This is a genomic window from Nitrobacter hamburgensis X14 (assembly GCF_000013885.1).
In the GTDB taxonomy this organism is placed as follows: Bacteria; Pseudomonadota; Alphaproteobacteria; order Rhizobiales; family Xanthobacteraceae; genus Nitrobacter; species Nitrobacter hamburgensis.
The window spans coordinates 1,183,741-1,200,676 of sequence record NC_007964.1; the positions used below are offsets into that span (position 1 = coordinate 1,183,741).

Below are 16,936 nucleotides of genomic sequence, written 5' to 3' on the forward strand. Positions count from 1 at the left end.
CGCAATGTTGGCCAGCGTCGTGATCGCTTGCTATAGGCATGAATCGTACATCGAAGAGTGCCTGGAGACTGTTTATCGACAGACCTTTCCGGATATCGAGCTCGTTGTCATCGACGATCATTCGCCTGACAAGAGTTTTGAAGTCGCGCAGCGGCTCACCAAAAAGAAGTCTTTTAGCAAACGGTTCGTGTCTTGCACGCTCCTGAGAAACCCTCTCAATCTTGGAGCACACTGCACCTGGAACAGGGCGTTGTCCCTTGCAAAGGGAGACTTGATCTTCTTCCTGAACTCCGACGATGCCTTTTCAAAGGATCGCATTCGGATATTCGCCAGCCAATATGACAATGAGAAACTGTTTTTTGGCTTTTCGGCCGTCGAACCGATCGATGAACGCGGCAGGCCGATAACGACTCACCAATTTCCAACGAGCCTTCGATACGCCATCGATCGGGCCCGGATAACCGGCTCTCCACTATCCTGGTCATTTCTGGATTCGCAGATCGCCGCCTCTACCGGCAATTTCGTGTTGAGCCGGGAATTGCTGCGGAAGATCGGACTGCTGTCCGACCTGAAATACTGCCACGACTGGGAGTTCGCGCTACGCGCCATAACCGTGGTCGAGCCCAGATACGTGGAATCGGATCGCTATATGTATCGGCTTCATTCGACGAACAGCTTTCGAAGCCTGAGCAACGTGGCCGAAAGCGAGACCAGGGCCTGCATGTCGTCATACTGCATGAACGCGATAGCCCAACGGCCGATCAACAGAGCTTGCCTCAGTCCCATAAACTTCGGAGATGCATTCTACAAGTTCATCAAGCTTCATCCGAACTTCAACTATTGGGCGAAGCAATTGTATGCTCCCTATCAGCCCGATCATCGGACCGTGGACTGGAATGAATGGACGATGCCGCCCGACTGGCGATAATCCTGCCCGGCTGGCCGCGGACCCCGCCGAAAGACACGGTTTGCGCCTTTGCGACGAGATAACCATAACACTGCACAAAGGTCTTCGTTAACGATCTGATTGATTTTCCTCGAAATAACCTTACAACAATCAAGAACAGGTTTCACACATAAATTGGAATACCGCGTCGATTTGTTAAGATTATGTCACATTTTCAGCAGATCAAAGTTGCTCCGGCGGAAATTTCCGGAGTGCCGGTGTTAGGTTTTTTGAACAAGCCTGGAGCGCTGTAGGGTGGACACGGAAACTGCGACACTGACAAGATTCGGCTTGGACCTGGATATCGACGCGCTCTCGGTAAACGAGATCGAGCGAAGATTGAGAGAGTTTTTTTCCAGCCGGATCGCCAATCCGAATCCGGAAGACCTGATGCAGTCGGTCAGGGAGCTGGAAGAGCAGTTCAGCGGTTTCAGCGAATATCAATTCGCGAAGGCCGCGGTTCTCGTGCAGGCGTGTGATTTTGCGCGAGCCCGGGAAATTCTGACCCGCCTTGCCAGGGAGCTGCCTTCCGATTCTCGTATCCTGCATCGACTTGCGGTAACGCATTTGAACATGGGGTCTGCCCAGGCGGCGCAAGACACCTATCTTGCCGCCCTGGCTCTGGCTCCGCAGAGCGAGAATCTTCGCCGGGAACTCGCCGGCCTCCTGCGAGTCATGGATGCCAGAAAACTGCATGCCGGAGTGAGACGCAAGAAGCACGGATTGTCTGTTGTGTGTGCGATGAAGAACGAAGCGGACGATCTGCTTGAGTGGCTGCACTTTCACAAGCTGGCTGGTGTCGACCACTTTTATTTGTACGACAATGAAAGCACCGACGGGACACGAACGATCATAGAATCGTTTCCCTGGCCGGACATGATCACGTACCACTACGTGGAGGGCGACTTCGGTCAAATACGCGCATTTCATCACGCGATCGACAGCTATCGAAACAGCTCCGAATGGTGCGCTTTCATCGATGCCGACGAGTTTCTCTATCCCGTCGAGGGCGGCAGCATCAAAGATGTTCTGGAAGAGGTTTCATCGGCGCCGGCCGTTGCGGTTCACTGGCTGAATTTCGGATCCAACGGTCACGACGCGAGACCGCAAGGTCTCAGCATCGAGTCGTTCACGCGACGGGCGCCTGATGATTTTCCGGATCACTATGTGATGAAATCAATTGTACGTCCTGATGCGATCGTGGCCTATCTCCATCCTCACCAGTCTCTTGTGTTAGGATGTTATGTCCAGGAAGATGGTACCCAGGTTTTCCCGATCGGCGGGCGATGCTCGGTTCCAAAGCGCCGGAAGCTGGCGATCAATCATTACTATACAAAGTCTCGGCAGCAGCTTTTGAAGAAGCGGGAGCGGGGAAGGCCTTTAGGGGAAGGTGACCCCGAGCGCATACGCGCGATGGAATTCTTTACGCTTCGAGACCGGAATGATGTCGAGGATTTAACGATCCTGAAATTCCTGCCCGAGCTTAAGAGGCTCGTTCATCTCTGAGCTTAAGATACCGGTTTATCGCTAAGCATTGCGATGCAGGTGCCGTGCATGGTGCGCGTGGTATGCGCTTCCGACCCGGATTCATGTTCGCCCGATGCGACGCCTTACCTGACGAGCCATTCCCGAGAAGAATCGACGGAAAGTATCGAACTCTGCACGCGTCTTGACGCGACGACAGTGTTCCCGCCGGTTCCGAATGCCGCCTTATCGTCGTCCGATGCTCTCATACTTGAATCCGGCCGAACGCACGTCTTCCGGCCGATAGATATTCCGCAAATCCACGATCACCGGCGTAGTCATGTCTGCTTTGATCCGCTCGAGGTCAAGCGCGCGGAACTGCCGCCACTCCGTTACGATCACCAGCGCGTGTGCGCCGCGGGCGCAAGAGTAGGGATCGTCGCAATATTCGATGCCGGAAATCTCCTTCTTCGCCTGCTCCATGCCGACGGGATCGTGCGCTCTTACCTTGGCGCCGAAATCGAGGAGGCCGGCAATCAGCGCGATCGACGGGGCTTCACGCATGTCGTCGGTGTCGGGTTTGAAGGTCAGGCCCAGCACGGCGATGGTCTTGCCGCGGATGTCGTTGTCGAGCGCGCCGGCGACCTTTCGCGACATCGTGCGCTTGCGGATGTCGTTGACGGTCAGGGTTGCCTCGACAACGCGAAGCTGCACGCCGTAATCGAGCGCGGTTTTCGACAACGCGCGGGTGTCCTTCGGAAAACAGGAGCCACCATAGCCGGGACCGGCATGCAGGAATTTGGCGCCGATGCGATTGTCGAGCCCGATGCCGCGTGCGACTTCCTGCACGTTGGCGCCGACCCGTTCCGCGAGGTCCGCGATCTCGTTGATGAAGGTGATCTTGGTCGCGAGAAAGGCGTTGGCGGCGTATTTGATCAGTTCGGCGGTGCGCCGGCTGGTGTAGAGGATCGGCGCCTGGTTGAGATAAAGCGGGCGGTAGATTTGGCCCATCACTTTCCTGGCGCGCTCGTCCTCGGTGCCGACCACGATACGGTCCGGATGCTGGAAGTCGCGGATCGCGGCGCCCTCGCGCAGGAATTCCGGGTTCGCGACGGCTTCGAAGTCGGCCGCCGGATTGGTCTCCCGGATGATCCGCTCCACTTCGTCGCCGGTCCCGACCGGCACCGTCGATTTGGTGACGATGACCGTAAAGCCCTCCAGGCGCGGGGCGATCTCGCCGGCTGCGGCGTGCACATAGCTCAAATCAGCATGGCCGTCGCCGCGCCGTGACGGCGTTCCGACCGCAATGAATACGGCGTCCGCGTCGCCGATCTCGGAGAGATCGACCCCGAACCTCAGCCGGCCCGAATTGATGCCGGACTCGACAAGCTTGTCGAGGTCTGGTTCGAAGATCGGAATCCTGCACTGGTTCAGTGCCGCGATCTTGTCGGAATCCTTGTCGATGCAGGTGACGTCATGGCCGAAATCGGCAAAGCAGGCCCCGGACACCAGGCCGACATAGCCGGCCCCAATCATCACGATGCGCATCGTGGTACGAACCTGGGTTGCCGATCGCAAGTTAGATAAGTCATGCCGTTCCCTGTCGGATCACCGGTTGTGTCACTGGCTGAGCCCCACGCGTTTTGCTGCATAGCCTCGCGCCAGGATCGCCCGCCACCAGGGTTGCTCGTCGACATACCAACGGACCGTCTTCTCGATGCCGCTCTCAAAATTCTCCTCCGCCCGCCAGCCGAGTTCGCGCTCGAGTTTTGAGGCGTCGATGGCGTAGCGGCGATCGTGACCAGGGCGATCGGCGACGAAGGTGATCAGCTCGCGGCGGGCACCCCTTGCCCCCGGCGCGACCTCGTCGAGGAGATTGCAGATGCTCTCGACCACATGCAGGTTGGTACGTTCGTTACGGCCGCCGACGTTGTAGGTCTCGCCGACCAAGCCGTGCTCAAGCACCAGCGTGAGCGCCTTCGCGTGGTCCTCGACATAGAGCCAGTCGCGGATATTCTTGCCGTCGCCATAGACGGGCAGCGGCTCACCGGCCAGGCCCTTGATGATCATGTGCGGGATCAGCTTCTCCGGAAAGTGATAAGGCCCGTAATTGTTCGAGCAATTGGTGACCAGCGTCGGCAGTTCATAGGTCTCGCGCCAGGCGCGCACCAGGTGGTCGGAGGAGGCTTTGCTCGCCGAGTAAGGTGAGTTCGGTGCATACGCCGTGGTCTCCGTGAAAAAGCCGTCATCGCCGAGCGAACCGAACACCTCGTCGGTAGAGACGTGAAGGAAACGGAATGTCTTGCGTTTCTCAGGCGACAGCGTGCGCCAATGGCGCAGCGTTTCCTGAAGGAGGGTGAACGTGCCGACGATGTTGGTTTGGATGAACTCGCCGGGGCCGTCGATCGAGCGATCGACATGGCTCTCGGCGGCGAGGTTCATCACCGCGTCCGGCCGGTATCTCTCGAAAAGATGGCGCAGGCCGGTGCCATCGCAAATGCACTGCTTCTCGAAGGCGTAGTTCAGGTTCTCGTTCGTGCCAGGCAACGAGTCGAGATTCGCGGCATAGGTGCACTTGTCAATATTGACCACGCGGGCGTGGGTATTGTGCAGGAGGTGACGAATCACCGCCGAACCGATGAACCCCGCGCCGCCTGTGACAAAAATGGTCGAAGCCTTGAAGCGCATGACCGATCGCCTCCGTGGACTGGAATCAACACTCGTATGAAAGGGCAACTGATTTCAGATATTCGCCGTAGCTGCTTTTCCCGTTCTTCTCGGCCGCTTTCTCGAATGCCTGAAGCGAGATGTAACCCTGCCGCAGCGCGATTTCCTCGGGGCAGGCGATGCGCAAGCCCTGGCGCTGCTCCAGGATCTGGACGAAGTGGCTGGCCTCGACCAGCGAGGAATGCGTACCGGTGTCGAGCCAGGCAAACCCGCGCCCGAGCACCTCGACATAAAGGTTGCCGCGCTCGAGATAGGCGTTGTTGACGTCCGTGATCTCGATTTCGCCGCGTGCGGACGGCTTGATGCCGGCTGCGATTTCAACGACGTCGTTGTCATAAAAATACAGCCCGGTGACGGCTATGTTGGACTTCGGTTGTTTCGGTTTCTCTTCGATGGAGCGCGCGCGCCCTGTGTCGTCGAGTTCAACCACCCCGTATTGTTCGGGGGCGTTGACGACGTAGCCGAACACCGTAGCGCCCTTCTTGCGGGCGGACGCCGCCGATAACATGCGGGGCAACCCGTGGCCGTGGAAAATGTTATCTCCCAATACCAGCGCGACCGCGTCCGAGCCGATAAAGTCGCGGCCGACGATGAAGGCGTCCGCCAGCCCGCGCGGCGTTTTCTGCGTGGCATAGGAAAAGCGCATGCCGATCTCGCTGCCGTCGCCGAGCAGTCGATGAAACAACGGCTCGTCCTGCGGCGTCGAAATAATCAGAATGTCGCGGATGCCGCCCAACATCAGCGTCGAGAGCGGATAGTAGATCATCGGCTTGTCGAAGACGGGCAGGAGCTGCTTTGAGACGACCGTCGTCACCGGGTAAAGGCGCGAGCCCGTCCCGCCGGCAAGAATAATGCCCTTCATGGCCCCTCACATCTTATCGGTGATAACATAACATATAGTGTTAAGTGTGCAAGTTTGTTATCAATGCGGTGATACCATGGGTTAATAAATCTGAAGTGACATAAAATGAATGTTATCGAGACCGAACTCCCTGAAGTCATCATCATCGAGCCCAGGCTGTTCGGCGATCAGCGCGGCTTTTTTCTCGAAACTTATCAATTTCACCGCTACGCCGAGTACGGCGTCAGTCGTCCGTTCATCCAGGACAACCTGTCCCGCTCCGCCCGAGGCGTGCTGCGTGGGCTGCACCTGCAAAATCCGCTCACACAGGGGAAGCTGGTGACCGCGCTCCGCGGCAAGGTTCTGGATGTCGCCGTCGACGTGCGCGTGGGCAGTCCGAATTTTGGCCGCCACGTTGCCGTCGAACTGAGCGAAGAGAACAGGCGGCAGCTCTGGGTCCCCCGCGGCTTCGCGCACGGCTTCGTTGTTCTCTCCGAGACTGCGGATTTCTTCTACAAATGCGACGATCTCTACAGTCCGAAGGATGAGCTCTCGATTCGCTGGGACGATCCCGCGATCGGTATCGACTGGGGCCTGGAGACACCGTTCTTGTCGGCCAAGGACGCCGGCGCGCCGCTGCTCGCCGACGTAAAAAACCTTCCGGTCTATGGGCAGATCTGATGCGGATCGTGTTGACGGGTACCAACGGTCAGGTCGGCGGGGCGCTGCGGCCGCTGCTGGAAAAAGGCGGCACGGTCATCGCCCCGTCACGCATCGCGTTCGACCTGTCGAAGCCTGAGACGCTTGCCGAGGCGCTCGATGGCTTCAAACCCGATCTCATCATCAATCCCGCGGCCTATACCGCGGTGGACCGCGCGGAGGACGAGCGCGAGCTTGCCTTCCTCGTCAACGCCAAGGGGCCTGCGGCGATCGCGGCGTGGTCGGCACGGCATCGCGTGCCGCTGATTCATTTCTCAACCGATTATGTTTTCGATGGCTCGAATGACAGGCCATGGCGCGAGGACAGTCCCACGGGCCCGCTCTCGGTCTATGGCGCGAGCAAGCTCGCCGGCGACCTTGCCATCCGGGTGGCCGGTGGGCCGCATCTGATCGTGCGCACCTCCTGGGTCTACGCAGCGAGCGGAGCCAATTTCCTGCGCACCATCGCGCGGCTGGCTGGTGAACGAAAGGAATTGCGCATTGTCGCCGACCAGGTGGGCGCGCCGACCACGGCAAGCGCGATCGCCGCTGCCGTTGCCGGCATCGTAGTGTCGAACGGGTCGAACCTGGAAGGGTTGTTCGCGCGCAACGGCGGTGTGGTCAATCTCGCTTGCGCCGGCGAGACCAGTTGGTACGGCTTCGCAAGCGCCATCGTCGCCGGGCTGAAGTCGCGCGGTGTGAAGCTCGCCGTGGAGATGATCACTCCGATTGCGACGGCCGATTTCCCGACCAGGGCTAAGCGGCCCGGCAATTCCAGGCTCGACCTGTCGCGCTTGAGAGATCGGTTGAGGGTGACCACACCGACCTGGCAGGAAGCATTATCGTCGGAGCTCGACAGCCTCGTTGCCCGGCAACGCGAACTGGCGGGCCGCTGAGTGATTAGAACCTTTCCGCTTCTGATGGAATCAGAAGAGGTTCTATGATTTTGATTTGACGCGCGTCTTCACGCGAACCGGTATCCATCCTCGGGTCTTCGCTCGAAAGCGCTCGAGCGCCTCGTCAAAACCCCAACGGCAGATCGCCGGCGCGCGGCGGCCGATTGTACCGAGGGACCCGTGGTCCCGGAGGCCAGGCCAGCCCGCCATACGGAACACCATCGCGCGACAGTTGCGGATTGTAGGCCGGGTCGTCGTTGAGCACCTCGCCCCAGCGCGCACGGAGCAAATTGAGCTCATGTTCAAACCGGTCCCGCCGGTTGGCGCGATTGTCGCTGCCACGGCTGGCGGATTCGGCGTGGATCAGCTTCGCGTGCGGCGTCAGGACGATGCGCTTGCCGGCCTCGCGCAGGCGGAGGCAATAGTCGACATCGTTGAATGTCACGGCGAAGCGGGCTTCGTCCATTCCGCCGACCGCAAGATAGTCGCTTCGTCGGGTCGCAAGGCAGGCCGCGGTCACCGCGCTGCATTCATGCGCCACGAGGAGTTGATCGAGAAAGCCCGGGTCACCGCTGAATCGGTCTGTGAAGGCGTGGGCGACCGAAAAATTCATCCCCAACACCACCCCGCCGTGCTGAATGATGCCGCCAGGCCAGGTCAACAGCGCGCCGACCGCACCGACCTCCGGTTCGCCCAAGCGCGTAAGCATCTCCTCGAGCCAGTCATCGGAGCTTGCCTCGATGTCGTTGTTCAGAAGGCACAGGATGTCGCTGTCGAGCGTAGCAATGGCCTGATTGTTGAGCCTTGCGAAGTTGAACGGCCCCTCGATCCGCAATGTCCGGATGCCGCGTCGCGGCAGATCTGCAAGAAAGCCGATCGTCTCCGGATGGGCGCTGTCGTTGTCGACGACAAGGATATCGGCGCCACAGCGTTCGACCGCGGGTGCGATGCTGTCGAGACATCGGCGCAGGAGAGAAACGCGGTCGCGCGTCGGGATGATCACGGTCACCCGCTGCTGCGAAAACGGCCGCTTGATTCGAACAGCGGGAAACAAATTGCCTTGCTGCTCGGTTATGTCCGCATCGATTCCGCGTGCCCGCAGGTGCAGATAGCTCGCGGCGGACAGCAGGGAGCCGGTTTTTGCCCGGTCGAGCTTCGGCATCGTCGCCAACGCTCCGGGCAAGTGGAGGATATCTGCTTGCAGCGGACCGGCCTGATCCAGCAGGCAGTTGAAGAGGCGGTAGAGGTTGTCCGGACGCGCCTCGATGGCCGCGATCAGGGCGTCGCGCCGGACCGCGAACAGATGCGCGCAATACCCTTGCTCGAGCATCCTTTCGTAATCGAACGCCGGAAAGGCAAGCGGCCAGAGGCGGCCGTCGTCAGCGAGAAAGTCGAGGTCGCCATATATCGCCACCGCGTCGGGATGGACGTCGAATGCGGCGGCGATGCGTGCCAAGGCGTTGCGTTCGAGCGACACGCCCGCCATGGTCACGACGACGTGCCGCGCATCGGATGCGGCGTTCTCGAGAAACTCCAGCAGGGCGTCGCTGTCGATCAGGAGCGGCTGACCGTCGATCGCGCCCGCGGTCCAGTTCTCGTGGCTTTGCGTCTCCAGGGTGGAGAGCGTCTGTTGGGCTCCGGCGCTGCCGGCGATCACGACGGCCAGCCGAAGCGGGCTTGGCTGCGGCTCCGGCAGCGGGAAGCGATCGCGCCAGTCGGCATAGTCGTGCAGGGGCAGCGAAGCGGGAATAAGCTGATCGTACAGTTTGCCGCGCAACCGCTCGGCGCCATAACCGCCGATGACGTCGATCATTCCGGCGAGGCCATCGGGAAATGCAACGAAGACAGCCGTTGCCGGAATTTGTTCGCCATTCTCTTTCCGCAGCAGGATTCGATGGACACGCCCGTCGGCAAAGCGTTGCGGGGCGTGAAAATCGAAGGCGCGAATGTTGCGCGAGGCGTCCCCCTCGGTATCGCCGCCGATGTGCGCCCAGGCTACGGCGCGGACCTGCGCGACGGATTCTCCATCGACGATCGCTTCCAGGGTGACGGCGGCTTCGCTGTCGATCCAGCCCTGGAAGTGCAGGCCACCCAGCCAACGCAGTTTGCAGGTCGGGCGCAGATCGACCAGGGCTGCGCTGTCATTCTCAAGGTCGATGGGGTGGCCGACGGAAGTCCCGAGATTGGCGAGGCGCGCCGAAAGATGCCGCGCGGCACGGAGCAGATCGGGCTCGATGGTCACCGCGAAACCGCAAGCGCCGTTCCGGTCTTGCCGGGAGAGTTCGGGGACGAAGGCATCGGCGTAGGCGGTCTTCAGCACCAGGCCGTCAAGCAGGATGTCGACCGTAAAGTGGCGTTCCGGAGTCTGCGGATCGAACACGAAACCGGACACCGTGCCGTCGTCGCAGAGCGCGAGTCGGCTGACCAGCTTCGGCTTGGCGATCGGTTCCTTGCGGGCTCGGATGACGCGCGCCATGTTCAGGATAGCCCGACCCACGCGAGAACGGCATCGACAAGTTCCTGGTCGTCCGCGTCCGCTGGGATGGCAAGATCACCCTTGCGCGGTTTGGCCGATCCGGCGGACCAGTCGCGGTATGCCACCGGTATCGAGGCCCGTCTTGCGGTCTCGATGAGAGGATGTCCGAACGCCGGTTCCTCGAAGTCCGTGAGCAGCCAACCTGGATTATGCGGCACCAGGACATCGCCGATCTCGTCGGCTGCGACCGCGCCCGTTATGAAAACGTTCGCGTAAGACATCAGACGATCATCGTCACAGGTCGCGCCGGCGATGACGATCGATCTGGATGGCCCTCGCTGCTGCAGACGCTCTGCCAATCGTCGCATCAAGCGGAAGGACGCGGGCGAGGGCGCAGATGGTACGATGGCCAGCGATTGGCTCGCGCCACGGATCGGCGTCAGCGTCAGCGGGCGGGTTGGCCAATCCTGGAGCACGATTTTGCGGTTGGGCCAGCGAGCCTCCGCAAACGCCTTGGCGGTCTTGCCGGGAGCAAGAAGCGGCGTCTCGTCAGGAAGCGAGGTGACCGCTTCGCCAAGATCGCCTGCCGTCAGCCACGGATGGATGGGAAGGCCAAGTTTCCGTATCAACTCGATCAACCGCGGCAACGGATTTGGCTCGACGATCTCGACACGGCCGGGACGCAGCCGTGCGATGATATCGGCAGCCTCGGCAATGGCCGCCTCGCTGCCGAAGCTCAACCGGACGGCTTGTGGGCTGCTGCCGTCGGCGACCCTGAGATCAACGACGTCGCGTTCCCGCAACAGGAGGACCGCGCGCTCGCCACGCTGACGGAGATGGCGCGCCCGCTCCTCGGCGACGGCGGCGAATCCCCGTCGGTTGCCGAGAATCAGCACCGAAGGCTCGGAGGGCCAGGTCAGCGCGCGATCGAGCCTCGCACGCGCCGGTCGTAACGGATCCGCGATCTCGAACGCGCGACATTCCCGTCGGTAGCCGGGGAATCGCCGGTCCAGAACCTCCAGATTGCGAAGCACCAAACTTCGCTTCTCGTGCCGGAAGGATTTCGAGCCGTGATGCCCGACATAGACCGACGGCGCGCAGACGTTGCGAAAACCCCTGGCGCGGGCGCGCAGGCAAAGATCGACATCCTCGAGATAGCCTCGCTCAAAATTTTCCGAGAGTCCGCCAATGGCAGCGAGACAGTCGCGCGTAATATAAAGACAGAAGCCGATGCCGCTCGGCACGTCGATGACCTCACCGGCATTGGCGATGCTCGCGACCCGGTCGATTTCGAGAATACTCTCGTAGCCTTGCATCGGATTGAGATCGTTCGGCGTCGGAAATGAAAAGATGTCGCCGTTGTTTGACAGCGGGGTGACCGTCCCGATGTCCGGTGCGGAATGCGCCACGGCCGCCAATCGCTCAACGAAGCTCGGCGGCACAATGGTGTCGGAATTAAGCAGCACGACGTCGCCAACCGGTACGCTCTCCAGCGCGCGATTGACCGCGCCGACGAAGCCGAGATTGGTCTCGTTCACGAGACAATCGATCGCCCCGTCGGCAGCAAGCTCGTTCAGATAGCGCCGCAACTCCGGTTCGGGGGTGGCATCATCAACCGCCAGAATGCGGAAGGGGTGTTGTCCGGTCGCACTCGACGCGCGCGCCTTGATGAGGCTGACAAAGCAGTCGAGCGTTGCCTGTACGTCCCGGTACACCGGAACGATAACGGTGGGTTCCGAGGTGTCGTGTCGTGGCGTGTTTGAGCGGCACGCTTCGGTTCGGATGTCCGGTGGAGTGGACAGGTTGGGAGCCAGCCGTCGAACCTGAATGATCTCGCCGTTGTATGTCAGCGTCAGCGTTTGCGGCGCTCTCGATGGCGGGCGCCGAACCAGAAAGGCCGTCGCCTGAACCTCCATGCTGGCTAGCGGATGAAACGAATTGGGTTCAAGAACGCTGGTGAGCGTGCCGTTTTCAACTGCCAGGCTGACTGCGACCGTGTTTGCCCTGGTCCAGGCGATCCAGCCCGTCACATGATTGTCAAACACCGAACAGGCGGCCCAGTGCCGATCCCCTGCACGCCAGAGCTCCTCGATGGCAACGCGCAGGATCGTCGGATTGCTGTCACGGCCGATCAGACTGGCAGCCGCGGTGCGCCGTCGATCGTCGTTAGCCCAGGCGAGCATTCGACGGTTGGCGGCAAGATCGGATGGGTCGACGAGAAGCGCTTCAGCGAGGTCGGCCAGGGCCGCCTCCTTGCGTTCCAGCCTCCAGTTCGCTTCCGCGCGGAGAACCAAGCAATGTGCAGCCGATGGCGGCCCGACCCGGCAACGTCTATCAGCGTACTTGAACGCCGCAAGGAAGTCCTGAGCGTTCAGCGCTTGCGCGGCCATGCGCTCGACCATGACATGCGAGTAAAATCCGACGCGTGCCTGGGTGTCACTGACGGTGCCGAGAACCATCTGGCGGTATCCTGACCAGTTGGCGCTTGGTCGGCGCTTTGAAGCTGCTGCTGGCCTTCGTCGCATCATGATCCGAAAAACGGAAACCGGCTTTCGAAAGCATGATGCCAGAACAAAGAGATGTGCTTATGATTCGATGTCGTCCGATTGGACCATGATCTATCGGGCGGCGCCCGTCTGACGCTGCTGGCTGCGGAAGACCCGCACCCGTGCCGAACCGGCGGGCTTGCGCGGCGTTGCAGGTGTCGCAACCTGTTTCGCGGTTTCGATACGCTCGATGCTGATGCGAATACCGACCAGCGGTTCGCGATTGGTCGGACCCGACAACACCACGCGATTGCCCACCGCGCGGAGGGTTGGCGCATTCAGGAATCCTGCCTCGGCGACAAACTTCAGTTCATCGGTGCCGCTCATTTCGAGAACCACGGCGGTAAGGGGCAGGGCCCGGCCGCGGGTACCGGCATAGGTGCCGAGCGACACCATCCGGCCGCTGCCGGTCTGACCGTTGGCGAACTGGACCGCGTAGCGGATATCGACGCTTGCGGGCCTGTCCGGCCATTCCAGAGCCATGCCCTCCACGCGAGACGGCGCTGCCGGACCCGCGATCCATGCATTGGGGCCGACGATGATGTCGCCGCGACCGGCCACATGGCCGAGTACCTTCAGGCCTTCCGTTGCAACATGCGTGTGCTGCTCCATGCCGTTGCCTTGATCGGCGGTGGCGGGCGTTTGGCCGGCCTGGATCTGTTCGACGCGTACGATGGCAGCTCGCGATCCTCCAGGTCTCCTCGGCCTGACCTGAACTTGCAAAGTACCGGGCGTGTTGACCCTCACCACCAGGCCGGAATTTGGCTTCCACAACGTTGGCTCGGTCTCGTCGGGATGCAGGATGATCTCCATCCGCCGCTCATGCCCTTCGGCCGGGGCGACGATCACGTGAGGCGGCGAGAGGGAGTCATCGGCGCTCTTGTAGTTTATAAAGAACAGTCCGCGATCGAGACTCAGCACTTTCTGTTGCTCAGTGTCGTTGGTCGTTCCCCGAAACAGATCCACTGGTCATCTCCTTCAGCCGTGCCGATCATCATGCGCAGCCGCCTTGTCTCGGATAAGGTCCGCTATCGTGAAACCCGCAGACCGACGATCAACCCGTTACGCATTCATGGTCTGCTCATTTCAAAATCGTTGGCCCTACACCCGAGTCGCATAGCGGACGGGGCCAATCAAGATTCTCTCTAAGGTACCGATGATGACCGTGGTCTGATCGGTGTTGCCGTCATGGCGAAGCACATGTCCCGAGCTAAAGATCACACCAACAAGGCAGTCGATTTCCTCGGCGAAAGAGATCGCCGAATGTCTTCAGCCTCCATGCTCAGCGATGCGGCCATCTTACGTAACCTGTCGTTCTCATCTCTCAGCAATATGATGGAATCTGCGATGCTCTCGGCGGAATCCAGGACGTTCTCGACGCTGCTCAAATCCGGATGCTGGATTTGCGGCGGGTAATCGGAAGGACGTTGTGTGAATTTGAGCCTCATCGCGAATGCCCCGCGCTTGCCTTTGTGTTCTGATTTATACAGCGACTTCGGAATTCGTATCACGCAGTCTCAACTATTCGACGACTTTTAGGGCAGGAAGATGTCAGAAGGAAGCGAAAGCTGGATGAACAAAGTCTCGACTCATTTGGAATTTGTCGACGCACGAATAATTGGACGGGATTGCCATTGAAGGCTTCTCTGACGAAAGATTTTTACTAAAAAGGAAACGCGCAAGCCTCAACGCGCTCTCAACTGAGATGTCATGCCGATGAAGATTTTGTTCGTTCACAATAATTTCCCGGCGCAGTACCGCAATCTGGCGACGGCGTTGGCCCATGAGCCAGGATTCGAACTCGCCGCGATCGGCGCATCGAATGCGCAGCCGATGCCTTCGGTCAAGTTGATTAAATATGCTCTTCCCGACGCGGACGTGTCCGGAACGCATCCGTTTGCGAGACGTTTCGACCTTGAGTGTCGCCGGGGTGAGCAGGTGCTCTACAGTCTTTCGACATTGGCGGCCTCGGGATTCGCGCCGGATGTGATCCTTGCCCATCCCGGCTGGGGTGAAACACTGCCGTTGCGCACCATGTTTCCCAAGGCGAGGAGTCTGGTCTATTGCGAGTTTTTTTACGGCGCCGAGGGGCGCGACATCGGATTCGATTCGGAATTTCCGACATCCGGGTTGGACGGTCATATCGGACTGCAGCTCAAGAATGCGACAACCTTGCTCGCCCTCGCAGACTGCGATGTCGGAATTTCGCCCACATGTTGGCAGCAGTCGACTTTTCCAAGGCATTATCAAAGCAAGATAGAAGTCGTTCATGAAGGAATCGATACGTCGCGCGTGCGACCTGATCCGCAGGCGCGCCTGATGCTTCCAAACGGTCGGCAGGTCGGTCGCTCGGATGAAATTGTGACATTCGTCGTGCGCAACCTCGAGCCGCTCAGGGGCTACCACATCTTCATGCGCGCACTTCCCGAAATACTGAGATGCCGGCCAAACGCACAGATTGTCATTATCGGTAGGGATGGATTGTCTTATGGCCTTCCGCCGCCAGCGGGCAGCAACTGGAAGTCGATCTTTCTGGAGGAGGTGCGCGATCGGTTGGACATGTCACGCGTTCATTTCATGGGCGGTGTTCCGTACAACACTTTTATTGCAGCACTTCAGGTGTCATCGGCGCATGTCTACCTGACATACCCCTTCGTGCTATCCTGGTCGGTGCTGGAGGCGATGAGCGCCGGTTGCCTGGTGATAGGGTCCGACACGCCGCCGGTGCGCGAAATCATCAGTGCCGGAGACACCGGCGTGCTGTTTCCTTTTTTTGCGGTCGATGAGCTTGCTGAAAGGGTCGTTGAAGCGCTTCAGGAACCGGATCGGTTTAACGCAATCAGAGAGTCCGCCCGCCGCTTCGTTATCGAGCACTACGACGCCGCGCGGATCTGCATTCCGCGAATGCGGCAGCTTCTCGACCTGAACGCGCCCGCGACGCACTCCCGTCAAACCGTTTGGGCGGGACGTCCTGCGTCGGAATGGCCAAGAGCCGTCAGGCGCTCGTCCCGAAAGCCGGTCGTCCCGACCGAAATGAAAATGTCAGACAAGGGCGACTCCGGGCCGTCGTGATGACTGGTCAAACAAGACATCTCGAACAAAGGGTCGTTACGCTGATCCGGATCGATCTCATCCACTCTTGAGAATCAGATCAACCACAGTTTGGAGTCCCGTCGATCAAGCTTCCGGGCCATCTTCAGACATGCCCGTCAGTTCTGTTAGATCGTCGACCGTACAAACCGCGCCTGAGAAATCATCGTCGCTAAAATAGGCGCTCCGCGAGATCAGGACCGGAATTCCAGCGCCTGACGCCGCAGCCAGACCGATGCCGGAATCTTCAATGGCAAGGCATTGCGACGCGGGCAGATTCAATTTCGAGAGCACTTTCAGATAGACGTCCGGCGCAGGCTTCTTTCTTCGCACCTCGTCGCCGGCGGCAATAGCTGCAAACAACTCGGCCCAGTCCTTGCCCAGCGAGGCCGACAGCAACACATCGATATTCTGGTACGAGGTCGTCGTTGCAATTGCCAGGGACTGTCCGCGCTGCCGCGCCGCATCCAACAGGGCGCGAATGCCCGGCCGAAGCGGGCAGCCACCCTTGGTTATCAACTCGGCGTAGAGGCTGGTTTTGATTTGGTGAAGTTCCGCGATCTCGGAATCCGACAGCAGCGGTGGCTGCCCATCTCGCGCGTCGTCGAAGGCGCGGATGCGCTCCTTCCCTCCTGCCACTCGAAGCAAATCCTTGTAAACGGCGCGTTCCCAGCGCCAATCAAGGCCGGCTCCGGCGAAGGCGGTGTTAAATGCCTGACGATGGGCTTCTTCGGTCTCGGCAAGCGTTCCGTCGACATCAAGGATCAGGGCGCGCGCCTGAACGATCAACGCTCTGATACGATCCGGCGGCAAGTTTGCGGCAAACGTTTCGCTCATTTTCCTCACACACCGACGAACAGATCAACAGATGGATGCTGCCGAGATGCCTGTACTGCTTCGAACCGACGTCACGCTATCACACAGTTCGCGCATCAAAATCCGAATTTGACGATTTGCGCAACGCCGCCACGCAAGTCGCGACGCATTTTTTAGAATTACGCGCGCCAATCGAGGTCAGCGCAAGCCGCACTTGGGACGCGAGGTCCTTCGACCGGCCGAACGCGATCCGGGTCGCCACGGACCGACACAACAGCGATTTTTGCCATTTGACTAAATTCCTAACATCGTTTGGATCGCTCCGCTCCGTTGGTGAATAATTGACTCGCATTCCCGCATCGGGAAGCGCACAATCCCTCCTACCACCACGATGGTTGTGGCTTCTAATGAGGGATCAGGAGAACGCTGCTCGCG

Annotated in this window: 13 protein-coding genes; 6 read left to right on the plus strand and 7 right to left on the minus strand. The window is 59.9% G+C overall.

Annotated features, from left to right (window positions below):
• The first annotated feature begins 4 nt into the window (after nucleotides 1-4).
• Nucleotides 5-928: a glycosyltransferase family 2 protein gene (locus tag NHAM_RS05375; RefSeq protein WP_011509599.1), complete on the plus strand. Its 924-nt coding sequence runs from the start codon at nucleotides 5-7 to the stop codon at nucleotides 926-928.
• A 309-nt stretch (nucleotides 929-1,237) separates the two neighbouring features.
• Nucleotides 1,238-2,452: a glycosyltransferase family 92 protein gene (locus NHAM_RS05380; protein ID WP_245270014.1), complete on the plus strand. Its 1,215-nt coding sequence runs from the start codon at nucleotides 1,238-1,240 to the stop codon at nucleotides 2,450-2,452.
• Nucleotides 2,453-2,656: 204 nt separating this feature from the next.
• Here the strand turns inward: NHAM_RS05380 and NHAM_RS05385 are convergent, their stop codons facing one another.
• The 3 genes from NHAM_RS05385 to rfbA form a co-directional block, all read right to left on the minus strand.
• Nucleotides 2,657-3,958: a UDP-glucose dehydrogenase family protein gene (locus NHAM_RS05385; RefSeq protein WP_011509601.1), complete on the minus strand. Its 1,302-nt coding sequence runs from the start codon at nucleotides 3,956-3,958 to the stop codon at nucleotides 2,657-2,659.
• A 72-nt stretch (nucleotides 3,959-4,030) separates the two neighbouring features.
• Complete coding sequence (rfbB, locus tag NHAM_RS05390; RefSeq protein WP_011509602.1) at nucleotides 4,031-5,098, minus strand: dTDP-glucose 4,6-dehydratase; 1,068 nt, start codon at nucleotides 5,096-5,098, stop codon at nucleotides 4,031-4,033.
• A gap of 25 nt (nucleotides 5,099-5,123) precedes the next feature.
• Nucleotides 5,124-5,999, minus strand: a complete 876-nt coding sequence (rfbA, locus tag NHAM_RS05395; RefSeq protein WP_011509603.1) for a glucose-1-phosphate thymidylyltransferase RfbA — start codon at nucleotides 5,997-5,999, stop codon at nucleotides 5,124-5,126.
• A gap of 105 nt (nucleotides 6,000-6,104) precedes the next feature.
• Between rfbA and rfbC the strand changes: the two genes are divergently transcribed.
• Both rfbC and rfbD read left to right on the plus strand, forming a co-directional pair.
• Nucleotides 6,105-6,659: a dTDP-4-dehydrorhamnose 3,5-epimerase gene (gene rfbC / locus NHAM_RS05400; RefSeq protein ID WP_011509604.1), complete on the plus strand. Its 555-nt coding sequence runs from the start codon at nucleotides 6,105-6,107 to the stop codon at nucleotides 6,657-6,659.
• Nucleotides 6,659-7,573 carry a dTDP-4-dehydrorhamnose reductase gene (gene rfbD, locus NHAM_RS05405; RefSeq protein WP_011509605.1) on the plus strand — a complete coding sequence of 305 codons (915 nt, stop codon included), beginning with the start codon at nucleotides 6,659-6,661 and terminating at the stop codon, nucleotides 7,571-7,573. The genes rfbC and rfbD overlap by 1 nt, the downstream gene beginning before the upstream one ends.
• A gap of 124 nt (nucleotides 7,574-7,697) precedes the next feature.
• Here rfbD and NHAM_RS05410 read toward each other — a convergent pair whose 3' ends face one another.
• The 3 genes from NHAM_RS05410 to NHAM_RS05420 form a co-directional block, all read right to left on the minus strand.
• Nucleotides 7,698-10,049: a glycosyltransferase family 2 protein gene (locus NHAM_RS05410; protein WP_011509606.1), complete on the minus strand. Its 2,352-nt coding sequence runs from the start codon at nucleotides 10,047-10,049 to the stop codon at nucleotides 7,698-7,700.
• Nucleotides 10,050-10,051: 2 nt separating this feature from the next.
• Nucleotides 10,052-12,508: a glycosyltransferase family 2 protein gene (locus NHAM_RS05415; protein ID WP_011509607.1), complete on the minus strand. Its 2,457-nt coding sequence runs from the start codon at nucleotides 12,506-12,508 to the stop codon at nucleotides 10,052-10,054.
• A gap of 159 nt (nucleotides 12,509-12,667) precedes the next feature.
• Nucleotides 12,668-13,561 carry a hypothetical protein gene (locus NHAM_RS05420; RefSeq protein WP_011509608.1) on the minus strand — a complete coding sequence of 298 codons (894 nt, stop codon included), beginning with the start codon at nucleotides 13,559-13,561 and terminating at the stop codon, nucleotides 12,668-12,670.
• Nucleotides 13,562-13,783: 222 nt separating this feature from the next.
• Between NHAM_RS05420 and NHAM_RS26480 the strand changes: the two genes are divergently transcribed.
• Entirely contained in the window at nucleotides 13,784-14,011 is a 228-nt protein-coding gene (locus NHAM_RS26480; protein WP_157043541.1) for a hypothetical protein, read from the plus strand.
• Nucleotides 14,012-14,305: 294 nt separating this feature from the next.
• Nucleotides 14,306-15,667, plus strand: a complete 1,362-nt coding sequence (locus NHAM_RS05430; RefSeq protein ID WP_011509610.1) for a glycosyltransferase — start codon at nucleotides 14,306-14,308, stop codon at nucleotides 15,665-15,667.
• Nucleotides 15,668-15,772: 105 nt separating this feature from the next.
• On the opposite strand, the gene NHAM_RS05435 is transcribed toward NHAM_RS05430, so the two are convergent.
• Entirely contained in the window at nucleotides 15,773-16,522 is a 750-nt protein-coding gene (locus NHAM_RS05435; protein ID WP_011509611.1) for an HAD-IA family hydrolase, read from the minus strand.
• Nucleotides 16,523-16,936 lie beyond the last annotated feature (414 nt).

Bases quoted from the DNA above. Each gene is read 5' to 3' on its own strand.
- NHAM_RS05435 (WP_011509611.1), bottom strand. From the start codon at position 16,522: ATGAGCGAAACGTTTGCCGCAAACTTGCCGCCGGATCGTATCAGAGCG.
- rfbD (WP_011509605.1), top strand. From the start codon at position 6,659: ATGCGGATCGTGTTGACGGGTACCAACGGTCAGGTCGGCGGGGCGCTG.
- NHAM_RS26480 (WP_157043541.1), top strand. From the start codon at position 13,784: ATGGCGAAGCACATGTCCCGAGCTAAAGATCACACCAACAAGGCAGTC.
- rfbC (WP_011509604.1), top strand. From the start codon at position 6,105: ATGAATGTTATCGAGACCGAACTCCCTGAAGTCATCATCATCGAGCCC.
- NHAM_RS05430 (WP_011509610.1), top strand. From the start codon at position 14,306: ATGCCGATGAAGATTTTGTTCGTTCACAATAATTTCCCGGCGCAGTAC.
- NHAM_RS05385 (WP_011509601.1), bottom strand. From the start codon at position 3,958: ATGCGCATCGTGATGATTGGGGCCGGCTATGTCGGCCTGGTGTCCGGG.
- NHAM_RS05375 (WP_011509599.1), top strand. From the start codon at position 5: ATGTTGGCCAGCGTCGTGATCGCTTGCTATAGGCATGAATCGTACATC.
- NHAM_RS05415 (WP_011509607.1), bottom strand. From the start codon at position 12,508: ATGGTTCTCGGCACCGTCAGTGACACCCAGGCACGCGTCGGATTTTAC.
- rfbA (WP_011509603.1), bottom strand. From the start codon at position 5,999: ATGAAGGGCATTATTCTTGCCGGCGGGACGGGCTCGCGCCTTTACCCG.
- rfbB (WP_011509602.1), bottom strand. From the start codon at position 5,098: ATGCGCTTCAAGGCTTCGACCATTTTTGTCACAGGCGGCGCGGGGTTC.
- NHAM_RS05410 (WP_011509606.1), bottom strand. From the start codon at position 10,049: ATGGCGCGCGTCATCCGAGCCCGCAAGGAACCGATCGCCAAGCCGAAG.